This window comes from Curtobacterium sp. MCBD17_019 (assembly GCF_003234555.1).
Classification (GTDB): domain Bacteria; phylum Actinomycetota; class Actinomycetes; order Actinomycetales; family Microbacteriaceae; genus Curtobacterium.
The window spans coordinates 139,789-163,985 of sequence record NZ_QKTT01000004.1 but is presented as its reverse complement, the minus strand read 5'-3'; the positions used below and the strand labels follow the sequence as shown (position 1 = coordinate 163,985).

The window sequence follows — 24,197 nt, the reverse complement described above, 5'->3', positions numbered from 1 at the left end:
TGGGGTTCCGGCAGTGGTCGGACGATCGGCGGACGAGACCCGTACCCCGCGCGCCGGCACCGTCGCAGGGCCCGGCAGCGGGCACCGGACGACGACCGGAACCGGTCCACCGAGTCTCGGGAACCGGTCAGTGCGTGGTCGCGAGCGCCCGCGCGGTCAGGGTCCGGAGCCAGTCGATGCGCTTGCCGGGCCAGCCGTGCACCACCGCGAGCCACTCGTCGGGCAGGGCGCCCGCCCCGTACCGGGCGCCGGCGAGGCTGCCCGCGATCGCCGCGACGGTGTCGGTGTCGTTCCCGCCCCGGACCGCGCGCTCGAGGACGTCGACGAGGTCGCTGCCGCGGGTGACGGCGGAGACGGCCCCCTGGAGCGCCGCCACGACCCAGCCGTTCCGGTCGGCGAAGTCCGCCGGGTTCGACTGCTCGGCCTCGTCGAGGAGCGCGAGCCACCGGGCGCGGCGTGCTCGCGGCAGGAGCGGGATCCCCGTCCGGACGTCGACGTGGCCCTTCCGGACCGCGCGGCGGATCGCGGCCGTCCAGAGCACGCAGGCGTCACCGGCGTCGTCCTCGTGGTGCGTCAGTTCCGAGACCCGTCGGGCCGCCGCGGCGAGTTCCCGCTTCGTGCCGTCTCCGAGGTACGCGAGCGCGACGGGCCCGGTCCGCATGAGCGACCCGTTGCCAGCGGACCGGCCGTTCGCCTGGTGCACCGCGAGTGCGGCGGCGCGGGCAGCGGCCTCGGTGTTGGCGTCGAGCTCGGCGAACACCGCGCGGGTCTGGACGCCGGCGTCGGGGGCGTCCTGCGCCCAGTCGGCCCACTCCGCCACGATGCGTCCGAGCGTCCGGGCGTCGTCGAGGCGATCACCGCGCGCGAGGGCCTCGAGCACGGGGATCCCCATCGCGGTGTCGTCGGTCCATTCCCCCGGCGCGGTGCCCGTGGGTCCGCCACCCCGCATGCGCACGGGCGCGTCCTGGGCGAGCGGCGGTCCGAACTCGTAGCCGGCGCCGAGGGCGTCACCGCATGCGGCGGCGAGCACCGACCCCAGCGCGCGATCGCGCACGTCGTCGTCCATCGAGCCTCCCGGGGCAACGCTACCGGGCGCGTGGGCCCCGACGTCGATCGTGACGTCGCCCCGGACGGGGGCATGTCGCTTCGGGTGACGCACGGGAGGATCACTTACTGTCATGCCCGTCCGCCCGCGACCGAACCCCGTCGCGTCCGCTCCCGGAAGGTCCGCCCGCCCCGTGATCCCGACCGCGCCCAGCCCCGTCCGCGACGCCGTGCTCGACCGCACAGGACAGCGCAGCACGGGCCAGCGCAGCACGGGACAGGGCAGCACGGCTCGCGCCGGTGCGACCGGCGGTCGCCGGACCACGGCCCGCTCGACGCGGGCGCGCCGACGACCGCGGCGCACCAGCGCTGCCCCGGGCCGGGTCGGACGTCGCGTGGCCGTCGGGGTCGTCTCGGTCTTCGGCGCCGGCGTCGTCGCGGCGGCGATCGGGATCGTGGTGCTCGTCGTCATCGCGGTGAATTCCCTGCACGGGCTCGTCGGTGCCGGGACCACGGCGACGGCGATCACGTGCCCCGCGGTGCCCGCGAAGACCGTCGGCGGCATGGTGGTGCCCCGGGGTCCGGTCGCGGGCTACTGTCAGGACCGCCTCGTCAACGCCGCGTACGTCATCGAGGCCGCCCAGTCGCTCGGCATCGGCCCGCACACCCAGGCCGTCGGGGTGATGACGGCGATGGGCGAGTCCGGGCTCGTGGACCTCGACCACGGGGACGCGGCCGGTCCGGACAGCAGGGGCCTGTTCCAGCAGCGGGACAACGGCGCGTGGGGGACGTACGCCCAGCGCATGGACCCGTACACGGCAGCGACGATGTTCTTCCGGAAGCTCGTGAGCATCCCGGGGTGGAAGACGATGACCCCGACCCAGGCCGCACACGCCGTGCAGGTGAACGCCGACCCGGACCACTACGCCCGGTACTGGCCCGGGGCGGTGCAGATCGTCGAACGCCTGACCGGCGAGGACGTCCCCGAGGTCGCGCCGCAGTAGCCCACGGCGGTCACCACCCGAGCGTGCCCGGGGCCCCCTTGAACGGGCCCACCACGCGGGACGTCACCCAGCCGCCGTAGAAGTCGCCCGGCTGTGGCTCCACCCGTTCCCCGTCGACCTCGCAGTCGTCCACGGCCCCCGGGTAGACGGCGACCCGGTCGGCGAGGACCTCGTACCCGGCCCAGGGACTCGGGTAGCGCCAGGCCGCGCGTGGCGCCGTCCGGCCGCCCCCGTGCAGGTCGAGGTATCCGGCCCGGCCCTTGAACTCACACATGCTCACGCCCTCCGCCGGGGTGAGGGCGCCGGGGGCGAACCCGGACAGCGGGAGGTAGTACACGGGTGGATGGCTCGTCTCGAGCACGCGGACGGCATCCCGCGTGTCGGCGACGACGACGCCGCCGAGCCGGACCACGACGTGTTCGGCGGTCGACTCGACCCGCGGTGGGCGCGGGTAGTCCCAGACGGACTCCTGACCGGGTCCCGGGACCACCGGGACCAGGCCCTTCGGGCGGATGCTGGCCATGTGCCCCCGTCTACTCGCGCCGCCCGGGAGCGGCCACCCGGCAGCCTGCAGCCGCAGGGAGCCTGCCGCCACCGGGGATGTCATGCCGCGACCGCGCCGAGTGCCGGGAGGAGCGCCACGCCGTCGTCGGACACGAGCACCTGCGCGCGCAGCGGCACCGCGGCTCGAGCGAAGGCGACCGTGACGGCCTCGGCCCACGCCCGGTCGCGATCGCGGGGTGCGGACGAGCCAGGCCGTTCCCACGCCACGATCACCTGGGTGGCGCCGACGTCGGGCACGATCTCGCCCATGGCCTGCGCGAACTGCGCCACGCCGTCGGGCTCGGGAGCGGCGGGGAGGTCGTCGATGGGCACGAGCACCTGCACCGGCACGGCGTCCTCGCCCAGGAACAACAGCCAGCACTGTCGGCGGACGACGGGCAGGAGCAGCGCCCGGACGAGGGCGAGCACGTCCGCGTCGGTGTGGACGGGGCGGTCACGGAGCGTTTCGAGTGCGTTCTGATCGGTCATGGGACCGAGCCTGGCCGTGTGGCGGAGCCGCTCCGGGCCTCCCGGTCGGGCCTGTGGACCGCACGACCGACGCCCGCCCTGTGGACGGCGAGGACGAGCGCCGATCCCGGGTCGAGGGCCCGTGCCGGCCGCGGAGACGCGGGTCAGAGCCCCAGCCCGCGCCCGATGATCTCGCGCTGCACCTCGTTCGCGCCGCCGTAGATCGTCGTGGCGACCGCGGTCCGCAGCTGCTGCTCCATGCCCGCGGCCGAGCCGTACCCGGATCCACCCATGAGCTGCACGGCCTCGAGCGTCGTGTGCTTGTACGTCTCGGTGGCGCGCAGCTTCGCCATCGACGCCTCGGTGTTGAGCCGGTCCTCCTCGCCCGCGTCGACACGGTCGGCGATCTCGTACACGTACGCGCGACACACCGCGACGTCGGACGCGAGGTCGGCGATGCGGTGCCGCACCGCCTGCTTGCGCGACAGCGGCGCCCCGAACTGCTCGCGCGTCGTGACGTGCGCGACGAGCTGGTCGAGCGCCCGCTGGGCCGCCCCGACGCTCATGGCGGCGATGATGACGCGCTCGACCGCCAGGCCGCGGCCGATGTGTCGCCACGCCTCACCGCGTGTCCCCACCACCGCGGACGACGGCGCGCGCACGCCCGACAGGAACACGTCGTTCACCATGTGGGCGCCCATCGTCTCGATCGGGCGCACCGTCACACCCGGGGCGTCGGCGGGGACCATGAACAGCGTCAGCCCGTCGTGCCGGACACCGCTGTCGTCCGTCCGGGCGAGCACGAGCAGGTGGCGCGCCAGGTGCGCGAACGAGATCCACGTCTTGCGGCCGTCGAGCACCCAGTCGTCGCCGTCCCGGGAGGCGCGGGTCGTCGCCGCCGCCAGGTCCGACCCCGCCTCGGGCTCGGTGAACGTGACCGACTCGGCATGCCCGGAGACGATCGAGGTCACGATGGTCCGGCGCTGGTCGGCGTCGCCCCACTTGAGGTAGCTCTGCGCGGCGGTCAACGCCGTCGAGTAGGCCGTGAGCGGCACGCCCGCGCGCGCCGTCTCCTCGAGGAGCAGGCACTCCTCGGTGAACGTCCGTCCGCCGCCACCGTCGGCCACGGGCAGCGACACCCCGAGCAGACCCCGGTCGGCGAACAGCGCGAAGGCCTCGGGTGCGTTGAGCGCGGTGTCGTCGCGGGAGAGGCGGCGGCGGGCCTCCTCGTCCGGGACGAGCTCGGCGCACACGGCACGCACGGCGTCGAGGTACGACCGCTGCTGCTCGGTCAGGCGCATGGACTCCTCCTCAGGGACGAGCCGACGGTACTCCGTCCACAGGAACGCTCCTGCCTCCGGACACACCAGCCGACCATGGGTACGTTCCACCCATGGACGCTTCGGTGCGGGATGCAGTACCCACGACGGCGGTGACGCTGCGGATCAACGGCGAGGACCGCCCGCTGGTGGTGGACAACCGCACGTCGTTGCTCGACGTGCTCCGCGAGCGACTCGACCTCATCGGCTCGAAGAAGGGCTGCGACCACGGCCAGTGCGGCGCGTGCACGGTGCTCCTCGACGGCCGCCGGGTGAACAGCTGCCTCGTGCTCGCGGTCGCGGCGGAGGGCAGCGCCGTGACGACCATCGAGGGACTCGCGGACGGTGACGATCTCCATCCGGTGCAGGTGGCCTTCCTCGAGCGCGACGCGTACCAGTGCGGGTACTGCACGCCGGGCCAGATCTGCTCGACCATCGGCGCGCTCCGCGAGGCCCGTGCGGGGATGCCGAGCCACGTCACCACCGACCTCGCGGCCGACGAGATCGTCCTCGATGACGCCGAGATCAGGGAACGGATGAGCGGCAACATCTGCCGCTGCGGTGCGTACGTCAACATCGTGGCGGCGGTCCACGACGCCGACGCCGCCGACGCGGTGCACGTGCACACCGAGACCGACGACACCGACGGCACGCAGCGGCGTGACGAGACGACAGGGGCTGCACGGTGAAGACGTTCGACTACGAGCGCGCGACGGACGTCGACGACGCGGTCCGGCGACTCGCGGCGGAGCCGACGGCCAAGCCCCTCGCCGGCGGCACGAACCTGGTCGACCTCATGAAGCTCGGCGTCGAGCGGCCCGATCGCCTGGTCGACGTGTCCCACCTCGGTCTGACGGACGTCGTGGAGGAGCCCGACGGCTCGCTCACCATCGGCGCGGGCGTGCTCAACGCCGACCTCGCCGCGCATCCGGCCGTCCGTACGCGCTTCCCGGTGTTGAGCCGCGCACTCCTCGCCGGGGCGTCCGGACAGCTCCGGAACCGGGCGACCACCGCCGGCAACCTCCTCCAGCGGACCCGGTGCGTGTACTTCAACGACGTGAGCAAGCCGTGCAACAAGCGCGAGCCGGGCACGGGCTGTCCGGCGATCGAGGGCCTGTCGCGCGAACTCGCCGTGCTCGGCACGTCCCACTCGTGCATCGCGACGCACCCCGGCGACATGGCCGTGGCGCTCACCGCACTCGACGCGACCGTGCACTTCACGACCACGGAGGGGCCGTCCTCGCTCCGGATCGGCGACTTCTACCGGCTCCCCGGCGACGAGCCGGAGCGTGACACGAACCTGCCGATCGGGGCGGTCATCACCGCCGTGACGATCCCCGCGCTGCCGTTCGCCGCCCACTCGACGTACCGCAAGGCCCGCGACCGCCGGTCCTACGCCTTCGCACTCGCCTCCGTCGCGGCCGCGATCGACGTCGACGGCGACGTCGTCCGCGACGTCCGGATCGCGTTCGGTGCCGCGTCGCACAAGCCGTGGCGCGCCTCCGCCGCCGAGGACGCGTTGCGGGGCGGCCCCGTGACCCTGTCGGCGTTCGCCGCGGCTGCCGACGCCGAGCTGGCCGCCGCGACCCCGACCGACCAGAACGCGTTCAAGGTCCCGCTGCTGCGGCGGCTCGTCGTCGGCGTCCTCGCCGAACTGACGGGCGTCGACGACGCCGCCGGCCCGACGAACGGTCGCGCGGCGGACACCGGCGAGGCCGCGGCGTGACCGCGATCGGGGCTCCCCTCGCCCGCCTCGAGGGGCGGGAGAAGACCACTGGCATCGCGCGGTACGCCTTCGAGCAGGGGCCGGAGGACGACGTCCTCTACGCCTGGCCGGTGCAGGCCTCCGTCGTGACGGGTCGGATCGTCGCCACGAACGCCGACGAGGTCCGCGCCATGCCCGGTGTGGTCACGGTGCTCACCCACGAGGACGCGCCGCGCCTGCAGGAGTCGGACGACGCCGAGTTGCTCGTGCTGCAGTCCGACCGGATCGCGTACCGGGGCCAGGTGGTCGCCCTCGTCGTGGCCGAGACCCTCGAGACCGCCCGCGAGGCGGCAGCCCGGTTCGTGCCCGAGTACGCCGAGGAGGGCATGGACGTCGTCCTCACCGAGGACCACCCGAAGCTCTACGCGCCCGAGCAGGTGAACGCGGGGTTCGCCACCGACTCGAGCGAGGGGGACGTCGACGCCGCCCTCGCCACGGCGGCCACGAGCATCGACGCGACGTACCGGACGCCCGCGCTCTTCAACAACCCGATGGAACCGCACGCGACCACCGCGCACTGGCACGACGGCCGGTTGGACGTGGTCGACGCGTCGCAGGGCACGAGCCCCGACCAGTCGACGATCGTCGCGCTGTTCGGGCTCGACCCCTCGTCCGTACGCGTCCGGGCCGAACACGTCGGCGGCGGGTTCGGGTCGAAGGGATCCCCACGGCCGAACGTCCCGCTCGCCGTCATGGCGGCGATGGTGACGGGTCGACCCGTCAAGATCGCCTACACGCGGCAGATGATGTTCGCGATCGCGGGCTACCGCACGCCGACGATCTCGCGCATGCGGCTCGGGCTCGACACCGACGGCCACCTGACGGCGGTGTCGCACCAGGCGTACTCGCACACGTCGAGCATCCAGGAGTTCGCGGAGCAGACCGGCGAGGTCACCCGGCACATGTACGGGGCCCCGAACATGCTCGTCACGCACCGCCTCGCAGGCCTCGACGTCCCGACACCGCGGTGGATGCGGGCCCCGGGCGAGTGCCCCGGCATGTACGCACTCGAGTCCGCGATGGACGAACTCGCGATCGCCGCGGGGATCGACCCCGTCGAGCTCCGCGTGCGCAACGACCCGGAGGTCGACCCGGAGTCCGGGCAGCCCTTCAGCAGCCGGAACCTCGTCGTCTGCCTGCGCCGGGGCGCCGAGCTGTTCGGGTGGGACGGCCGCGACCCACGGCCCGGCGTTCGACGCGAGGGCCGATGGCTCGTCGGCACCGGTGTGGCTGCGTCGTCGTACCCCGCGATGGCCCAGCAGAGCGGTGCCCGGGCGACGGCGCTGCCCGGCGGACGCTACGCGATCGGTGTCAACGCGACGGACATCGGCACCGGCGCGCGCACGGTGATGGCGCAGATCGCCGCCGACGCGCTGGAGGTCCCCGTCGAGGCGATCGACATCAGCATCGCGGACAGCGACCTGCCCGTCGCGTCCGTCGCGGGCGGCTCGTCCGGCACGGCGTCCTGGGGGTGGGCCGTCACGAAGGCGTGCCGCCACCTCACCGCGCTGCTCGACGAGGGTCAGCCGGTGCCGCCCGAGGGCCTGGAGGTGGTGGTCGACACCACCGAGGACGTCGCCGCCATGGGCCCGTACGTCCGTCAGGCGTTCGGCGCGCAGTTCGTCGAGGCGCGGGTCGACCTGGACTCGGGTGAGGTCGTGGTCCCCCGCATGGTCGGGGTGTTCGCGGCGGGACGGATCATGAATCCCCGCACCGCCCGATCGCAGTTCGTCGGCGGCATGACCATGGGCCTGTCGATGGCCCTGCACGAGCACGGCCTGCTCGATCCCGTGCTCGGGGACTACGGCAACCACGACCTGGCGACCTACCACGTGGCGGCCAACGCCGACGTCGAGGACCTGCACGTCGAGTGGCTCGACGAACGCGACGACCACCTCGCGCCGATGGGCGGCAAGGGGATCGGCGAGATCGGGATCGTCGGGGCCGCGGCCGCCGTCACCAACGCCGTGTGGCACGCAACCGGTGTCCGCATCCGCTCCCTGCCCGTGCAGCCGGACAAGCTCGTCGGGGCGCTGCCCTCGCGGGCCTGACGCCGACCGGGTCAGGACGCGGTGGACGCCGCCCGCGCCGGGTGGATGTTCCCGGAGCGCTCCCGGAGCGGCCGGGCGCTGGTGGCGTTCCTCGTTGCGAGCACCTCGGCGAGGATCGACACGGCGACCTCCTCCGGGGTCTCCGCACCGAGGTCCAGGCCGATCGGCGACCGCAGTCGTGCGACGTCCGTCACGCCCAGCCCTGCGAGTTCCTGCATCCGCCGCTCGTGCGTGCGCCGCGATCCCATGGCCCCGACGTACCCGGCGCCCCGCTCGAGGGCGAGCGCGACGACCTCGGCGTCGAACCGGTCGTCGTGGCTCACGACCACGACCGCGGTGTCGGCGTCCAGCCCCGCGGACGCGAGCCACGTCGGAGGCCAGGCGACCACCACCTCGGCCGCGGCGGGGAACCGTTCCGGGGTCGCGAACACCGGGCGGGGGTCGCAGACCGTCACCCGGTAACCGAGGGTCGACGCCGCGTTGGTGAGTGCGACCGCGAACTCGACCGCGCCGACGACGACCATGCGCGGTGCCGGCTCGTTGCGCTCGGTGGCGCTCCGGACGTCCGAGCACTCGTCCGGCCGGGCCACGATCGCTCCGAGCCGGGGACCCTCGAGGACCCGCGTCACGCGGGCAGGACGCCCGGCCGCGGCTCGGCGCAGGGCGTCGACGGCGACCAGGTCGTCGCGCGTGAGCCGGGTCGCGAGGACCTCGACCCGTCCACCGCAGGCCAGGCCGATCGCGAACGGGTGGTCGTCGTGGCCGAAGGACTCGAGTTCCGCGACGCCGGACGCGAGGACCCGCTCGCACATCTCGTAGACGGCGCCCTCGACACAGCCCCCGGAGATGCTCCCGATCACGGTGCCGTCGACGGTGACGGCCATCGAGGTCCCGGCGCCGCGGGGCGCGCTCCCGTCCACGCCCACGGCGGTCGCGACGGCGACGGCCTCGCCTGCGTCGAGTCGGGCGAGGATCCGGTCGGCGATCTCGAACACGTGCTGGTCCTCCCGGTCGTCGTGTCGGCCGCACCCGCTCCGGGTGCGGCGGTCCGGGCCTCCCGACCCGACCCTCACAGCCAACCACCGGTGGCGGCGGTCGGCCACAGCGTCAGCCGGCGCCGAGCACGTCGGCCAGGAACCGGACCATCGTCGCCACGAGCGTCCGTCGCGACTCCCGCCGCCGGTACTCGTGCCCCTCCCCGGCGAGCTCGAGGTACGACACCGGGCGGCCCCGCTCCCGCAGCGCGGCGACGACCTGGTGCGCCTCGCCGATCGGCACGTTCGTGTCGAGTTCGCCGTGCACGACGAGCAACGGCGCGCGGACGTCGTCGACGGCCCGCATCGGCGAGAGCGCGTGCAGCAGGTCGGCGTCGTCGACCGGGTGGCCGTACTTCGTCGCGGCGGCGGAGGCGATCCACGGCTCCGTGTCGCGGTAGAACGTGGCGAAGTCGGACATGCCGCACACGTCCACCCCAGCCGCGAACACGTCCGGCGTGAACGCCAGGGAGGCGAGGGTCGCGTACCCGCCGTACGACCGGCCCGTCACGGCGATGCGCGCCGGGTCCGCCATGCCCGCGTCGGCGAGGAACCGGGCCGCGTCGACGACGTCGGCGAGCGCCATCCACCGGCGCTCGCGGTCGTCGGCGTGCACGAACTCGCGGCCCGATCCGCTCGAGCCGCGGATGTTCGGCGCGAACACCGTGATGCCCGCGGCGACCATGGCCTGGTGCTGGGGTGAGAACGTCGGCCGTTCCTGCGACTCCGGTCCGCCGTGCAGGTGGAGCATCGCGGGTCCGGCCGGTGCGAGGGGGACGCCGTCGACCTCGGCGGACCGGGAGGCGTCGCGCGCCGCCGCCGGGACCCGGTACAGCCACCCGGTGATCGGCAGGCCGTCGCGGGCGTGGAAGGTCTCGAGGGTCGGCTCGACGAGCGGCACGGCCGGCAGCTCGGGCACCGCCGTCACCCGGGTCCAGGTGAGTGCGGCGGTGTCGAGCCGCCACAGCTCGCGGGGACGGGTCGGTCCCTCGACCGCGAGGACGACGCTCCGGCCGTCACGGCTCAGCACCGGGTCGGTCACGACGGCGCCCGGCAGGTCCGGCACGGTCGTCCGGGAGGCCGTGGCCGTGTCGACGAGGTCGAGTTCCGTCCGCCCCGCCACGTTCCACCCGAGCAGCAGGGTGCGGCCGGCGTCGTCCGCGTCGAGGTACTCGAGGTCGGCGTCGTCGCGCCCGACGAGGACGCGGGCCTGTCCCCGCCATCCGTGCGGCCCGAGGGGCATCGCGAGGAGCTGGCGTCGCGGGAGTCCGGCCTCGGTGGCGATGTAGGCGACGAGCGGACTCGTGCCGCTCGCGGGTGCCGGGCGGAGCAGCGCGATCTCGGCGGAGCCCTCGTGCGGTGGGGTGAGGAGCGGGTGGTCCTCGTCCGTCAGGCGGTCGACGACCACGACGAACTCCTCGCCCCGCTGGCCGTCACGGAGGACGACGAGGCGTTCCTCGACGGACAGGTCGAGGATGTGGATGAGCTCCCCCACCGCCAGGTCGTCCCGCTGCCCGGTCGCCGGGTCGACGAGGTACGCGCGGGCGGGCTGCTCCGGCTCCGTCGAGGGCAGCGTGACGACGACGCGGTGCCCGCTCCGGCTCCACGGGCCGAGCTCGGCGTGCTGGTACCGGGAGCCCGCGATCTGCTGGGCGTCGGAGCCGTCCGGCCGGACCACCCACACCTGCTGCTTCACCCCGCCGTCCGTGGCCACCGCGACCGCGAGCCACGCGCTGTCGGCGGACCAGGTCACGGCGACGACGGGGTCGTCCGACAGCGGGATCCGCCGGGCCTCGGGCGGAGGGCCGCCGACCACGACGTCCTGCACGAACACCTCGGGGGTGCCGTGCCGGTCGCTGACGAACGCGACGCGTCGGGCATCACGGGTCATCGTCGGACCCCATGAACCCCACGCGTCGGTCAGGGCGTCGCCGAGCGCCACCGCGTGCGCGACGCCGACGAGATCGGTCACGTCGGTCATCGGATCCCCTGTGTCTGGAGCCACATCTCGAGCAGCGCGAGTTGCCACAGGGCGTTCGAGCCGAGCGTCGTGCGGGTGGTGTTCGGGTCGGCGAGCATCGCCGCGACGCTCGCCTCGTCGAAGATCCCGCGCTCGAGGGCCGCGGGGTCGGTGAGGGCGTCCCGCACGCGGTCGAGGTACGGCCCCTCGAGTTGCCGGATCGCCGGCACCGGGAAGTACCCCTTCGGCCGGTCGATCACGGCGTCCGGCACGATCCCCCGCGCAGCGCGCTTCATGACACCCTTGCCGCCGTCCGCGAGCTTGAGCTCGGTGGGGATCGTGGCGGCGAACTCGACGAACTCGTGGTCGAGGAACGGGACCCGCGCCTCGAGGCCCCACGCCATCGTCATGGTGTCGACACGCTTGACGGGGTCGTCGACGAGCATGACCGTCGTGTCGATGCGGAGCGCGGCGTCGACCGAGTCCTCGGCGCCGGGGCGGGCGAACGCGGCGTCGACGAACGCGCTCGGGGTGTCCTCGTCGGGCAGCCACTCGGGCCGCAGCAGGCGTCGCAGGGCCGGCCAGCGGCGGTCCATGAACACGCGCTTGTACGCCTCCGCGGCCTCGTTCCGCGGGACCCCGGCGAGCGGCGGGTACCAGTCGTACCCGCCGAGGACCTCGTCCGCGCCCTGCCCCGACTGCACGACCTTGATCGTCTTCGAGACCTCCTGTCCGAGCAGGTAGAACGCGACGCAGTCGTGCGACACCATGGGCTCGCTCATCGCGGCGACCGCGCCGTCGATCCCGGGCAGCAGGGCGTCCGAGGCGATCGGGATGCGGTGGTGGTCCGTTCCGAACGCCCGCGCGACGACGGACGAGTACGCGAACTCGTCGCCGGACTCGCCCCCGGCGGACTCGAACCCGATGCTGTACGTGGCGAGGTCGTGCTGGCCGGCCTCGGCGAGGAGCGCCACGACGAGCGACGAGTCGATCCCACCCGAGAGGAGCACGCCCACCGGGACGTCGGCGACCATGCGCCGTTCGACGGCGGTCCGCAGGTGCGCGACGAGGGCCTCCTGCCAGTCCTCCGGCGTCCAGTCCGCCCGTGCGGGGTCCCGCATGAACGACGGCTCCCAGTACCGGGTGTCGCGCGCGGACCCGTCCGGCTCGACCACCCGGACGGTCGCGGGCGGGAGCTTCTCGATGCCCGCGATGATCGTCCGCGGCGCGGGGACGACCGAGTGGAACGTCATGTACGAGGCGAGGGCGACTCGGTCGATCGACGTGTCGGTGTCCGCGCCGGCGGCCTCGCCGCCGCGGAGGAGCGCCGGCAGCGTCGATGCGAACCGGATGCGGTCCCGCGTGTGCGACACGTACATCGGCTTGATCCCGAGCCGGTCGCGGGCGAGCACGAGCCGCCCCGAGCGGTGTTCCCAGATCGCGACCGCGAACATGCCGAGGAACCGGTCCACGAACGCGGTGCCCCACTCGGCGTACGCCTTGAGCACGACCTCGGTGTCCGACGTCGACGCGAACGTGTGGCCCGCGGCCCGGAGCTGTTCGCGCAGCTGCGGGTAGTTGTAGACCATCCCGTTGAACACGATCGTGAGCCCGAGCGCCGCGTCGACCATGGGCTGGGCGCCGGCCGACGACAGGTCGACGATCGACAGGCGCCGGTGCCCGAGCACGACCGGCCCCCGTGCCCACAGCCCGTCGCCGTCGGGGCCGCGGTGGGCCTGGCAGGCGGACATCGTGGCGACGACGCCGACGTCCGCCGGACGGCCGTCGAACCGGAGCTCTCCCGCGAGTCCGCACATGTCAGTCCCCTCCCACGATCCACGTGTCCTTCGCTCCGCCGCCCCGGGACGAGTTGACGACCATGCTGCCCTCGGGCGCCACCCGGGTCAGCGCGACGTCGGCGAGGTGCGCCTCGTCCGCTCCGGTCCCCGTGAGGTACACGAACGCGCGGAGGTCGACGTGCCGGGGTTCGAGCCCGGCGGGCGTGAGCGTCGGGTGCGAGGACAGCTGGACGACCTCCTGCGCCACCCACGCCTCGGGAGCGGCGGCGATGGCGGTCCGCCGGTCGGCGACCTCCTCCGCGCTGGCGCTCGGTCCGATGAGCACACCGCGGCCGCCCTCGCCGTCGACGGGCTTCGTCACGAGCTCGCCGACGCGCTCGAGGACGGTGAGGCGCTCCGACTCGTCCCGCGTCCGGTACGTCGGCACGGACTCGAGCAACGGTCGCTCGTCGAGGTAGTACCAGATGAGGTCGGGCACCGAGACGTACATCGACTTGTCGTCGGCCAGACCGTTGCCCGGGCCGTTCGCGAGGAACACGTCCCCCGCGGCGGCGACCGCGAGGACGTGCTCGCCGAGGTCCGGGTCGGCGTCGTTCGTCATGTCGACCACCTCGCCGTCGATGCGGATCAGGAGGGCGTCGACGACGCGACCGGTCGATCGCTCGACGACCCGGTCCTCCCGGACGGCGACGTCGTCGGGGGTGAGCAGCAGCATGCCGGCCTCGTCCGCGAGCGTGTGGTGTTCGTACCAGGCCGCGCTCGACGGCCCGCTCGTCAGCACCGCGAGCGTCGGGTCCGCGACGCCGCGTGCGCGTGCCGGGGCGGCCAGGGTCGCGCGCAGCAGCGGCAGGACGCTCCGTGCGTCCCGGAGCCCCGTCGGGCGAGGCGCGTCCGGCAGGACGTCGTCGATGAGCCGCCGCACCGCGAGCGCGTACGCCACACCGCTCGGTGAGCGGACGTTGTCCTCGAGGACCCGCCATCCGCCGAACTCGTTGCGGACGACGTCGAACCCCTGCACCGCGGCCCGGACCGTGCCCGCCGGCAGCTGCGTGGCCTCATCGCGCCACCCGGCCGCGCCGACGACGTCGGACTCGCGGAGCACACCGTCGGCGACGATCCGCCGATCGCCGTACGCGTCCTGGAGGAACGCCTCGATCGCGCGTGCCCGTTGCGTCAGCCCGCGCTGCAGCTGGCCCCACTCGTACGGGTTGACGATGCGCGGGACGAGGTCGCAGTGGAACGGCTGCCGGGCACCACCGACGACGAACCCGAGCTGCTCCCGCTCCGTCCACGCGTCGCGGGCGGCGCACCGGGCGAGCGCCTCGTCGTCGTCCCACCCACGGAGGTACCCGGCGAGGTCGCGGAAGACCGGGCGCGGGAAGGCGCCCGGACCGACCGCCTCGTCGCCCGCGCGCACGTGGTAGCCGGGGATGGCGACCGCGCGCTCGTCGGCGCCGACGTCGGGATCGCTCCGGGACTCGCGGACCACCAGATCGACGACGTCGTCGAGCTCCCCGCGTTCGGCGTACGCCGTGCGCTGCCGGTCCGCCGAGTTGCCGCGGGCCAGGGTCTCCTCGACGAGCGTCCCGACCAGGCCCCAGTCCCCGAGCTCCTCGAGCTGCGGACGGAGGCGGTCGACGAGCTGCCGCACCGCCACGTGGGCCGGGAGCCGCTCGGGGTGTTCGCCGAGCCCGACGAGCTCGCCCGACAGGCCGCCACGGGCCGCCTGCCACATCGCCGCCCGGTGCAGGGGTTCCCGGCGGGGGTGCCACTCGTCACCGCGCTCGATGTCCTGCTCGGCGTGGCGGACCGCGGCGCGGAACAGGCCCGCGATGAGCACGGCATCGTCGACGATCGGCGTCGCGTCGCACACCCGCAGCTCGAGCGTCGGGGCGTGCGAGGACGGCCGGACGTCGAAGTAGGCCATCTTGGAGTCGGCGATCACCCCGCTCGCGATGAGGTCCTGCAGCATCCGGTCGTACTCCGCCGCACTCGTCATCCGGCCGAACGACCCCGCGGTGGGCCAGCGCTGCCAGATGATGCTCCGGATGCTCGCGTACCCGGTGTCCTGGCCGTTCCAGTACGGGCTGCTCGCGCTCAGGGCGAGCAGCACCGGCAGCGCGGGGGCGACCCGCTGGGCGATCTGCACCGCCAGGTCGCGGTCGCTCACGCCGACGTGGATCTGCAGCCCGCAGATGAGCTGCTCGTCGACGAGCATCCGGTACTGCTCCTGCATGCGCCCGTACCGGCCGGTCGACGTCAGCTCGAAGTCGGCGAACTCCGAGCGCGGTGCCGTCCCGACGCTCCCGATCGCGAGCCCGTGCGGGGCGATCGCCGCCGTCAGGTCCGTCCGGAGCCGGACGATCTCGGTCCGGAGGTCCGCGAGGTCCCGCACCACCGGCACGTTCGTCTCGATCGTCGTCCGCTGCAGCTCGGCACCGTACCGGTCGGGCGGCAGGCCCGGGAGGAGCTGGGGGGCCTTGGCGGACAACCGCCCTGTCTGCAGGTCGATGAGGTGGAGCTCTTCCTCGGCGCCCAGCGTCAGCTCTGCACTCATCCCTGCACGCTACGCGGGCGGCGTGTCGGTGGGGTGTCCGGGCCGTGTCGGCGGTGTTTCCCCGATCCCGGCCCCGCGGAGCACCCGCGGCACCCGATCCGCGGCGGCAGGATGCGCGCTCGCGGCCGTCGAGGCGTAGACGAGGAAGCCGGACACCCTTGACGAGGAGCACCCTGATGACGAACTTCGGCTACACCCTGATGACCGAGCAGAGCGGCCCCCGCGAACTCGTCCGGTACGCGCAGAAGGCCGAGGACGTCGGGTACGACTTCGAGGTGTCGAGCGACCACGCCTTCCCCTGGCTCGAGAGCATGGGGCACGCCCCCTACGCCTGGACCGTGCTCGGCGCCGTGGCGCAGGTGACGAGCACGGTCGAGCTCATGACCTACGTGACCTGCCCGACGATCCGGTACCACCCGGCCGTGGTCGCCCAGAAGGCCGCGACGCTCCAGATCCTGTCCGAGGGCCGGTTCACGCTCGGGCTCGGTGCCGGCGAGAACCTCAACGAGCACATCGTCGGGGAACGCTGGCCCGCGGTCGGCGAACGACAGGACATGCTCGAGGAGGCCATCCACATCATCCGCGCGCTCGAGTCCGGTGACGTCGTGACGTGGGAGGGCACGCACTTCCGCGTCGACCAGGCGAAGCTCTGGGACGTCCCGGACGGCGGGGTCCCGATCGGCGTCGCGGTGTCCGGCGCGAAGGGCATCGAGCGGTTCGCACCCCTCGGCGACCACATGATCACCACCGATCCCGTGCCCGAGCTCGTGCAGGGGTGGGACGAGCACCACCAGGGCGCCCCGTCACGCAAGATCGGCCAGATCCCGATCTGCTGGGACCCCGACGAGGACGCCGCGGTCGCGCGGGCACACGACCTGTTCCGCTGGTTCGCCGGCGGCTGGCACGTCAACGCGGACCTGCCCACCCCCGCGTCGTTCGACAGCGCCAGCCAGTTCGTGCGTCCCGAGGACGTCGCGGAGTCGATCGCGTGCGGCCCCGACCTCGACCGACTCGCCGAGAGCGTGCGGCCGTTCCTCGACGCCGGTTTCACCGACATCGCGATCGTCCAGGTCGGCGACGAGGGTCAGGACCGGTTCCTCGACGAGGCCGCCGGTCCCCTCCTGGAGAAGCTCCGCGCGCTGTGACGACCGTCGACGCGCACACCGCCCAGCGGGAGGGGTGCATCATTGATGAGGTGTCAACCGTCACAGACCGCCCCGCAGCCACCCCAGAGACGCGCCGGGCCGACCTCCCCGCCCCCGGCAACGCCACCACCCGTCACGAGAACGTCGGCCTGCTCGCCGTCGCCACCACGATCGCCGATCGCGTCACGACGTCCGCGGACATCGAGGAGCGCCTCCACCCCGTGCTCCGACGCCTCCGCCTCCCGAAGGGCCTGCTCGAGCGGGTCGCGGGCGTCAAGGAGCGTCGGAACTGGGGCCCCGAGCAGAGCTTCGACGAGGCCGCGATCGACGCCGCCCGCCGGGCGCTCGCCGAGGCCGGGGTCCGCCCGGACCAGGTCGGGCTGCTCATCAACACGTCGGTGACCCGCCCGCACCTCGAGCCGAGCGTCGCGGTCCGCCTGCACCACGGGCTCGGGCTGCCGACGTCCGCGATCAACTTCGACATCGCGAACGCGTGCCTCGGGTTCGTCAACGCGATGAGCGTCGCCGCGGGCATGATCGACTCCGGTCAGATCCAGTACGCGGTCGTCATCGACGGCGAGGACGCCGACCAGGTCCAGCTCAACACGATCGCGCGCCTGAGCGAGGGCGGTCGGAACCGCAAGGACTTCATGAGCGAGTTCGCGAGCCTCACCCTCGGGTCCGGTGCCGCGGCCGCCGTGCTCGGCCCGATGGACGTCCACCCGGAGGGGCACCGCATCCACGGCGGCGTCACCCGAGCCGCGACCCAGTGGTACGACCTCTGCGTCGGCAGCGTGGACGGCATGTTCACCGACGCCAAGGCCCTGCTCCGCGGTGGCGTCGAGCTCGTCGTGTCCGCCTGGAACGAGGCCAAGCGCGACTGGAGTTGGGGCGGCATGGACCGCTACATCTTCCACCAGGTGTCGGACATCCACATGAAGGCGATCGTCGAGGCGATCGACATCGACCGCGACCGCGTCCCCGTGACCTACTCGCGGTACGGCAACGTCGGTCCGGCGTCGATCCCGATCACCCTGGCCGAAGAGGTCCAGGCCGGCAACGTGCGGCGCGGCGACCGCGTCCTGCTCGGCGGCGTCGGCTCCGGCCTCAACACCGCCATGATGGAGATCGACTGGTGAGGTCCGGCCTGCCGCGCGCCGCCGCGGCGACCGCGCCCGCCGCGCTCCCCCCGCACCTCCCCGGACTCGACCCCGCCTGGTCGCGACTCGTCGCGACCCCCGCGGTCGGGCCCGAGCACGCGCCGGGAGGCCCGTCGCCCGCCACGCGCACCTGGCACCTGCTCGACAACGCGGGACAGCTCGCCGAGCTCGGGGTCGAGCCCGTCGGCACCGTCCTCTGCGTCCACGGGAACCCGACCTGGTCGTACCTCTGGCGCAGCGTGCTCACCGCCGCGACCGAGACCGCCCGGGCCGGCGGTCCGGCCTGGCGCGTGGTCGCCGTCGACCAGCTCGACATGGGGTACTCGGAGCGGAGCGGTGTGCCCCGCGGACTCGCGCAGCGCGTCGCGGACCTCGGCGCTCTCACCGACGAACTCGGCCTCACCGGTCCCGTCGTCACCCTCGGGCACGACTGGGGCGGCGTCGTGTCCCTCGGCTGGGCCGTGGACCACCCCGATCTGCTCGCCGGCGTCGTCGTGTGCAACACCGCCGTGCACCAACCCGCCGACGCCCCGATCCCCGCGCCGCTCCGGCTCGCCCTGCGGCCGTCCGTGCTCGGGCGCGCGACGGTCCTGACACCCGGGTTCCTCGAGACGACGCTCGCGATCGCCCACCCGCCGCTCCCCGCTCCCGTGCGCGACGCCTACCGTTCGCCGTACCGCGGAGCCGACCGACGGGGCGGCATCGGCGGGTTCGTGGCGGACATCCCCGTCGACGACCGCCACCCGAGCGCCGTCGAACTCGACCGGATCGCCGAGGGCGTCCGCGCGCTCGGCGTCCCCGCCCTCGTGCTGTGGGGCCCGCGCGACCCGGTGTTCCTCGAGCGCTACCTCGACGACCTGGCGACGCGGATGCCGCACGCCGACGTGCACCGCTTCGAGGGCGCCGGACACCTGCTGCCGGAGGACGTCGACGTCGCCGGGGCCGTCCTCGCGTGGCTCGGCGACCGTCTGCCCGAGGGGCACGTGCCCACCGAGGTCGGTGCGGGCCTCCCGGCCGATGCCGATGCCGATGCCGACACCGACACCGACACCGACGCCGGTGCGGGCCTCCGGGCCGATGCCGACGTGAGCCGCCCGGTGTGGGCGGCCCTCGACGAACTCGCCGACGCCGACGACGTCGCCCTCGTCGAGATGGCGCCCGGCGGCGGCCGTCCCCCACGCTCCGTCAGCTGGCGGCTCCTGAGCCGTCGCGTCCGCGAGATCGCCGCCGGCCTGGCCGACGCCGGGGTGCAGCGCGGCGACCGCGTGTCGCTCCTCGTGACGCCGGGCGCCGACCTGACCGCCGTGCTCTACGCCTGCGTCCGCATCGGGGCGGTCGTCGTCGTCGCCGACGCCGGCCTCGGGGTCCGCGGGCTCACGCGGGCCGTGCGTGGCGCCCGACCGGACTGGCTCGTCGGCGCGCTCCCCGGGCTCACCGCCGCCCGCGCGCTCGGCTGGCCGGGTCGACGCATCGCCACGCCCTCGGTCCCCCCGGCGGCCCGTGTCGCCCTCGGGGTCGAGCACACGCTGGCGGGGCTCGCCAGGCGGGGCGCGGCCCGGCTCCGTGCCGGGGTCGCACTGCCGGCGGCACCCGCACCGACGGACACGGCCGCGGTGCTGTTCACCTCGGGATCGACCGGACCCGCGAAGGGCGTCGTCTACACGCACGCGCAGCTCGCCGCCGTCCGGGACGCCCTCGCGACGCAGTACGGCGTCGGCGTCGGCACCGGGCTCGTGGCGGGGTTCGCGCCGTTCGCCCTGCTCGGACCCGCGCTCGGCGCCCGGTCGGTGACGCCCGACATGGACGTCACGGCGCCCCGGACCCTGACGGCTCGCGCGGTCGCCGCTGCGGCCGCCGCCGCCGCCCCTCCCCTCCGCGAGATCGCAGTCGTTGCCGCTCAGACCGGGTCGGGAGCGGCAACGACTGCGATCTCGGCGGAAGGAACCGCGGGGACCGAAGGGACCGGCCGGACCGAGCCCAGCGGCGAGGGCGTCGTCGTGTTCCTGTCGCCCGCCGCGCTGGCGAACGTCGTCGCCACGGCCGATGCGCTGACCGCCGAGGACCACGCCGCGCTCGGACGCGTCCGCCTGTTCCTGTCCGCGGGCGCTCCCGTGCCCGAACCGCTCCTCGCCGAGGCCGCTCGACTCATGCCCGCCGCGAGCGCCCACACGCCGTACGGCATGACCGAGGGGCTGCTCATGACGGACATCGACCTCGCGGGCATCCGAGCCGCCGCGGTGGGCCCCGCCCACACCCCGGCGAGATCGCAGTTGTCGCCGGTGTCGCAGGGGTCAGAACGGCAAGGACTGCGATCTCGCGGAAGGGGGACCGGGGCCGGGACCGGCGGGGGCGTGTGCGTCGGGGAACCCGCCGCCGGTGTCGCCGTGCGCATCGCACCCCTCGACGACCTCGGCGCGGCGACGGGTCCCCTCGGCACGACACCGGAGGTCACCGGCGAGATCGTCCTCGCTGCGCCGCACGGCAAGGACCACTACGACCGGCTGTGGCTGACCGACCTCGCGGCGCGACGGCAGGTGAGCACGGACCGTCGCTGGCACCGCACCGGCGACGTCGGACACCTCGACGCCGACGGGCGCCTCTGGGTCGAGGGGCGGCTCCCCCACGTCGTCGCCACCGCGTCGGGCGTCGTCACCCCCGTCGGACCGGAGCAGCGCATCGAGTCCGTGCCGGAGGTCGACCGCGCGGCCGTCGTGGGCGTCGGCCCCGCCGGGACGCAGCAGGTCGTGGCCGTCGTCGAGACCACCCCGGCGCCGCGACGGCCGCACCTGGCCGACCCCGCGCTCGCGGAGCGGGTCCGGGCGACCGTCGACGTGCCGGTGGCGGCGGTGCTGGTCGTGCCGCGCCTCCCGACCGACATCCGACACAACTCGAAGATCGACCGCACGCGCGTGGCGCGCTGGGCCGCCGGCGTGCTCGCGGGGGGCCGGATGGTGCGACCGTGAGGGTGCTCGTGACGGGCGCGAGCGGGTTCCTCGGCCGCGCCGTGGCCGCCGCGGTCCGCGACGCCGGTCACACCGTGCACACCTTCCAGCGGCGCCCGTCCGGCGTCCTCGGCCTGGAGGACCGGCTCGGCTCCCTGACGTCGGCCGCCGACGTCGAGGCGGCCGTCGCCGACACCGACGCGGTCGTGCACCTCGCCGCGAAGGTGTCGCTCGCGGGCGACCCCGCGGACTTCGCGCGCGTCAACGTCGAGGGGACGCGGACGGTGCTCGCCGCGGCCCGCTCGGCGGGGGCGTCCCGGTTCGTGTTCGTGTCCTCGCCCTCGGTGGCGCACGCCGGCGCCTCGATCGTCGGCGACGACGCCGCGCCCGCCGATCCGTTCCGCGCACGTGGGGACTACGCCCGCACGAAGGCGCAGGCCGAGCTCGCTGCGCTGGCGGCCGACGCTCCCGGGTTCGCCGTCGTCGCGGTGCGCCCGCACCTGGTGTGGGGTCCGGGCGACACCCAGCTCGTCGGCCGGATCGTCGAGCGCGCCCGGGCGGGGCGGCTGCCGCTGCTCGACGCGGGGGCGGCCCTGATCGACACGACGTACGTCGACAACGCGGCGAGCGCCATGGTGGCCGCACTCGACCGGGCCGAGGACGTCCACGGCAACGCGTACGTCGTCACGAACGGCGAGCCACGCCCGGTGGCGGAACTCCTGGCGGGGATCTGTCGGGCGTCGGGCGTGCCGGCGCCGACGCTGCACGTGCCGGCGGGGCTCGCCCGGGTCGCGGGGTCCGCCGTCGAGGCGCTGTGGCGCGTCCGACCCGGGCGCGACGAGCCGCCGATGACGCGGTTCCTGGCCGAGCAGATGTCGACCTCGCACTGGTTCGACCAGCGGCGGACCCGGGCCGACCTCGGGTGGACGCCCGCGGTGTCGCTCGACGAGGGGTTCCGGCGGCTCGCGGCCGTGCCCAGGCGTTGACGCGGCGCGCGGCCGCCGACGCTGCGCCTGCGCTCCGCCGCTGCTGCCGCTGCCGCCGCTGCCGCTGCCGCCCGAACCGGGTTCCGGACAGTGCGCCGCGCATCGCCCCGGCTCGTCGTCCGTACTGCGGCTCAACGCCCGCGATGGACCGTGACGGGAGCACGCGGGAGGGGCTAGCCTCGCGATCACCACGAGGGGGCAGTCAGCATGCGGATCATCACCATGGCAGCACGAACGGCAGCGTGGCTGCTCAGCACCGCCGTGAAGACGGTCGGCGGGATGCACGGCGTGAAGCCGTTCGCCGACCAGTCCGCCGCGGCACTGTACCGACGACGGGGCGACTACCGGCCGTAGCGCGCTTCGGGCGGGCGCGGGGCTTCCGGAAGGGCGCGCGCCGACGACGACCGCGCTGTCGTCGCGACGGCGCAGTCGTCCAGGCGCGCAGTCGTCGTCCAGGCGCGCAGTCGTCGTCCAGGCGCGCAGTCGTCGTCCAGGCGCGCAGTCGCCCGGGATCGGGTCAGCGCTCGAGCGTCAGCGCCGCCGCGACGGCCCCGAGCACGCCCGAGTGGTCCCCGAGCGCCGGCTGCGCCAGGAAGTCCGGTGCGTCGAGCGACGCGGCGTGCCCCGCGCCGGGCCCACCGGACAGGATCGGCAACTGCGCCCGCACGGCGTCGAACAGCCCCGGGGACTTGAGCACCCCGCCGCCGACGACGAAGCGCTGCACACCGGCGGTGATCGCCGCTGTGAGGGCGAGCTGCGCGATGTACGAACCGAGCATCTCGTAGGCGAGGGCCTGCTCCTCCGGGTCGGTGAACGAGGAAGCGTCGTGTCCCCATCGACCGATCACGGCCGGCCCGGACGCGAGCCCCTCGAGGCAGTCGCCGTGGAACGGGCAGCTGCCGACGAAGTCGTCCTGCGGGTGCTTGCGGACGATGACGTGCCCCATCTCGGGGTAGCCGTTCCCGTGCAGCAGTCGGCCGCCGAGCGCGAGGCCGACGCCCACGCCGGTCCCGAACGTCGCGTACCCGACGCGGTCGACGTCGCGCCCCGCGCCCCAGGTCGCTTCGCCGAGGGCCGCGCTGCCCACGTCGGCCATGATCACGGTCGGGACCCGGGAGGCCAGGGGGATCCGTCCGAGCAGGTCCTGGTCCGCCCATCCCGGCTTGGGCGTCCCGGTGACCCAGCCCCAGCGGTCCTCGGCGGGGTCGACGTTGACGGGGCCGAACGACGCCACCCCGAGCGCGGTGACCGGCTCGGACGACGACGCCTCGGCCTCGGCGAGGAAGGCGTTGATCGCGGTGGTGGTCTCGTCGGGCGTGGTCGTGGGGATCCGGGTCGTGCTGAGCAGCCGCTGGGGGTCGTCCTCGGAGACCACCCCGCAGATGACCTTCGTCCCGCCCGTCTCGATGCCTGCGATCACGTGTGTCTGCTCCTTCGGTCGGCGTCGTTGCTCGCCGTGCTCGTGTTCGATCGGTTCCCAGGATGGCACGACCCCCGCGGGGACGAGTGCCGGGCGACCGGTCCCCCGGCCGGCCCTCACGCGTCGGCGACGTGCACCCGGACCCCGGCGTCCCGGAGCTCCTCGAGCGCGGCCGGGTCGGCGGTCGAGTCCGTCACGAGGTCGTGGACCTGGTCGCAGGTCGCCACGCTCGCCAGCGTCACACGCCCCACCTTCGAGCCGTCGGCCACGACGACCGTGCGTTGCGCGTGCGTCACCATCGCGTGGTTCGTGCGGGCCTCGACCTCGTCGTGGGTGGTGGCTCCGGCCGCGGCGGTGATGCCGTCGACGCCGAGGATCGCGGTGCCCACGTTGATCGCGTTGAAGGTGTTCTCCGCGAGCACGCCGACCAGTTCGAACGAGTGTGGTCGGACGAGACCGCCCGTCATGATGACCTGCAGGGTGGGTCGCGACGCCAGCTGTGTCGCGGTCGTGAGGGAGTTGGTCACGATGGTGAGTTCGCGGCGCGTGGCCAGCACCCGCGCCACCTCGGTCGTCGTGGTGCCACCGGAGAGGGCGACGACGTACCTGCCCGACGGGATGAGTTGCGCTGCTCTCCGGGCGATCAGCGCCTTCGCCTCACGGAAGCGGGTGTCCTTCAGCTGCACCGGGAGTTCGATCGCGGTGTCGAAGGTCTTCGCACCGCCGTGGGTACGACGCAGGAGTTGCTGGTCCTCGAGGTCGGCGAGGTCGCGCCGGATCGTCGCCGGGGACACCGCGAGTTCCGCCGAGAGCGACTCGAGACTGAGGCTTCCGCTCTCGGCGAGGCGCTCGAGGATGGCGAGCATGCGCTGCGATCGTTTGACCGAGGTCGCGCGCGGGTGCGGGTCCGCCCGGCCGCCCTGGTAGGTCATGCCTCGATGCTACTGGGAGCGCGCACTCGCTCATTCCTGTTGTCCACTTGCGGGTGTTCCGCGCGAAA

Annotated in this window: 19 protein-coding genes; 9 read left to right on the top strand and 10 right to left on the bottom strand. The window is 74.1% G+C overall.

Annotation, left to right across the window (positions count from 1 at the left end):
- Window positions 1-127: 127 nt before the first annotated feature.
- Window positions 128-1,066, bottom strand: coding sequence for an ADP-ribosylglycohydrolase family protein (locus DEI82_RS05715; RefSeq protein ID WP_111012683.1), 939 nt, complete (start codon window positions 1,064-1,066; stop codon window positions 128-130).
- A 112-nt stretch (window positions 1,067-1,178) separates the two neighbouring features.
- On the opposite strand from DEI82_RS05715, the gene DEI82_RS05710 reads away from it, so the two are divergent.
- Window positions 1,179-2,048, top strand: coding sequence for a hypothetical protein (locus DEI82_RS05710; protein ID WP_146242840.1), 870 nt, complete (start codon window positions 1,179-1,181; stop codon window positions 2,046-2,048).
- Window positions 2,049-2,058: 10 nt separating this feature from the next.
- Here the strand turns inward: DEI82_RS05710 and DEI82_RS05705 are convergent, their stop codons facing one another.
- The 3 genes from DEI82_RS05705 to DEI82_RS05695 form a co-directional block, all read right to left on the bottom strand.
- Window positions 2,059-2,571 (bottom strand): DUF427 domain-containing protein, encoded by a 513-nt coding sequence (locus tag DEI82_RS05705; RefSeq protein ID WP_181434671.1) that lies wholly within the window; start codon window positions 2,569-2,571, stop codon window positions 2,059-2,061.
- Between the two features lie 80 nt (window positions 2,572-2,651).
- A complete protein-coding gene (locus DEI82_RS05700) occupies window positions 2,652-3,080 on the bottom strand; it encodes a hypothetical protein (protein WP_111012686.1) in 429 nt (142 codons plus the stop codon).
- 143 nt (window positions 3,081-3,223) lie between these two features.
- A complete protein-coding gene (locus DEI82_RS05695) occupies window positions 3,224-4,360 on the bottom strand; it encodes an acyl-CoA dehydrogenase family protein (RefSeq protein ID WP_111036071.1) in 1,137 nt (378 codons plus the stop codon).
- 92 nt (window positions 4,361-4,452) lie between these two features.
- Between DEI82_RS05695 and DEI82_RS05690 the strand changes: the two genes are divergently transcribed.
- From DEI82_RS05690 to DEI82_RS05680, 3 genes are read left to right on the top strand one after another with little or no spacing between them, the layout of a single operon-like run.
- A complete protein-coding gene (locus DEI82_RS05690) occupies window positions 4,453-5,067 on the top strand; it encodes a 2Fe-2S iron-sulfur cluster-binding protein (RefSeq protein ID WP_111008562.1) in 615 nt (204 codons plus the stop codon).
- On the top strand, window positions 5,064-6,104 hold the full coding sequence (locus tag DEI82_RS05685; RefSeq protein WP_111036070.1) for a xanthine dehydrogenase family protein subunit M: 1,041 nt from the start codon (window positions 5,064-5,066) through the stop codon (window positions 6,102-6,104). The genes DEI82_RS05690 and DEI82_RS05685 overlap by 4 nt, the downstream gene beginning before the upstream one ends.
- Window positions 6,101-8,194, top strand: coding sequence for a xanthine dehydrogenase family protein molybdopterin-binding subunit (locus DEI82_RS05680; RefSeq protein WP_111036069.1), 2,094 nt, complete (start codon window positions 6,101-6,103; stop codon window positions 8,192-8,194). The genes DEI82_RS05685 and DEI82_RS05680 overlap by 4 nt, the downstream gene beginning before the upstream one ends.
- 11 nt (window positions 8,195-8,205) lie before the next feature.
- Here DEI82_RS05680 and DEI82_RS05675 read toward each other — a convergent pair whose 3' ends face one another.
- From DEI82_RS05675 to DEI82_RS05660, 4 genes are all read right to left on the bottom strand, one after another.
- Complete coding sequence (locus DEI82_RS05675; RefSeq protein ID WP_258370084.1) at window positions 8,206-9,189, bottom strand: XdhC family protein; 984 nt, start codon at window positions 9,187-9,189, stop codon at window positions 8,206-8,208.
- Window positions 9,190-9,301: 112 nt separating this feature from the next.
- Entirely contained in the window at window positions 9,302-11,209 is a 1,908-nt protein-coding gene (locus DEI82_RS05670; RefSeq protein ID WP_111036068.1) for a S9 family peptidase, read from the bottom strand.
- Window positions 11,206-13,005 carry an N-acetylglutaminylglutamine amidotransferase gene (locus DEI82_RS05665; protein WP_111036067.1) on the bottom strand — a complete coding sequence of 600 codons (1,800 nt, stop codon included), beginning with the start codon at window positions 13,003-13,005 and terminating at the stop codon, window positions 11,206-11,208. The genes DEI82_RS05670 and DEI82_RS05665 overlap by 4 nt, the downstream gene beginning before the upstream one ends.
- 1 nt (window position 13,006) lies before the next feature.
- Window positions 13,007-15,544, bottom strand: a complete 2,538-nt coding sequence (locus DEI82_RS05660) for a carboxylate--amine ligase/circularly permuted type 2 ATP-grasp protein (RefSeq protein WP_111036066.1) — start codon at window positions 15,542-15,544, stop codon at window positions 13,007-13,009.
- 176 nt (window positions 15,545-15,720) lie between these two features.
- On the opposite strand from DEI82_RS05660, the gene DEI82_RS05655 reads away from it, so the two are divergent.
- From DEI82_RS05655 to DEI82_RS16470, 5 genes are all read left to right on the top strand, one after another.
- On the top strand, window positions 15,721-16,689 hold the full coding sequence (locus DEI82_RS05655) for a TIGR03557 family F420-dependent LLM class oxidoreductase (RefSeq protein WP_111026830.1): 969 nt from the start codon (window positions 15,721-15,723) through the stop codon (window positions 16,687-16,689).
- Window positions 16,690-16,838: 149 nt separating this feature from the next.
- Complete coding sequence (locus DEI82_RS05650; protein WP_258370104.1) at window positions 16,839-17,828, top strand: 3-oxoacyl-ACP synthase III; 990 nt, start codon at window positions 16,839-16,841, stop codon at window positions 17,826-17,828.
- Entirely contained in the window at window positions 17,825-20,812 is a 2,988-nt protein-coding gene (locus DEI82_RS05645; protein WP_258371976.1) for an alpha/beta fold hydrolase, read from the top strand. Before DEI82_RS05650 ends, DEI82_RS05645 begins: the two co-directional genes overlap by 4 nt.
- Entirely contained in the window at window positions 20,809-21,777 is a 969-nt protein-coding gene (locus DEI82_RS05640; protein ID WP_111036065.1) for an NAD(P)-dependent oxidoreductase, read from the top strand. The genes DEI82_RS05645 and DEI82_RS05640 overlap by 4 nt, the downstream gene beginning before the upstream one ends.
- Before the next feature lie 222 nt (window positions 21,778-21,999).
- Window positions 22,000-22,131, top strand: coding sequence for a hypothetical protein (locus DEI82_RS16470; protein ID WP_258371974.1), 132 nt, complete (start codon window positions 22,000-22,002; stop codon window positions 22,129-22,131).
- A gap of 163 nt (window positions 22,132-22,294) precedes the next feature.
- On the opposite strand, the gene DEI82_RS05635 is transcribed toward DEI82_RS16470, so the two are convergent.
- Window positions 22,295-23,197, bottom strand: a complete 903-nt coding sequence (locus DEI82_RS05635; protein WP_181435116.1) for an ROK family protein — start codon at window positions 23,195-23,197, stop codon at window positions 22,295-22,297.
- Between the two features lie 116 nt (window positions 23,198-23,313).
- Window positions 23,314-24,129: a DeoR/GlpR family DNA-binding transcription regulator gene (locus DEI82_RS05630; protein ID WP_111008553.1), complete on the bottom strand. Its 816-nt coding sequence runs from the start codon at window positions 24,127-24,129 to the stop codon at window positions 23,314-23,316.
- Window positions 24,130-24,197: the final 68 nt, after the last annotated feature.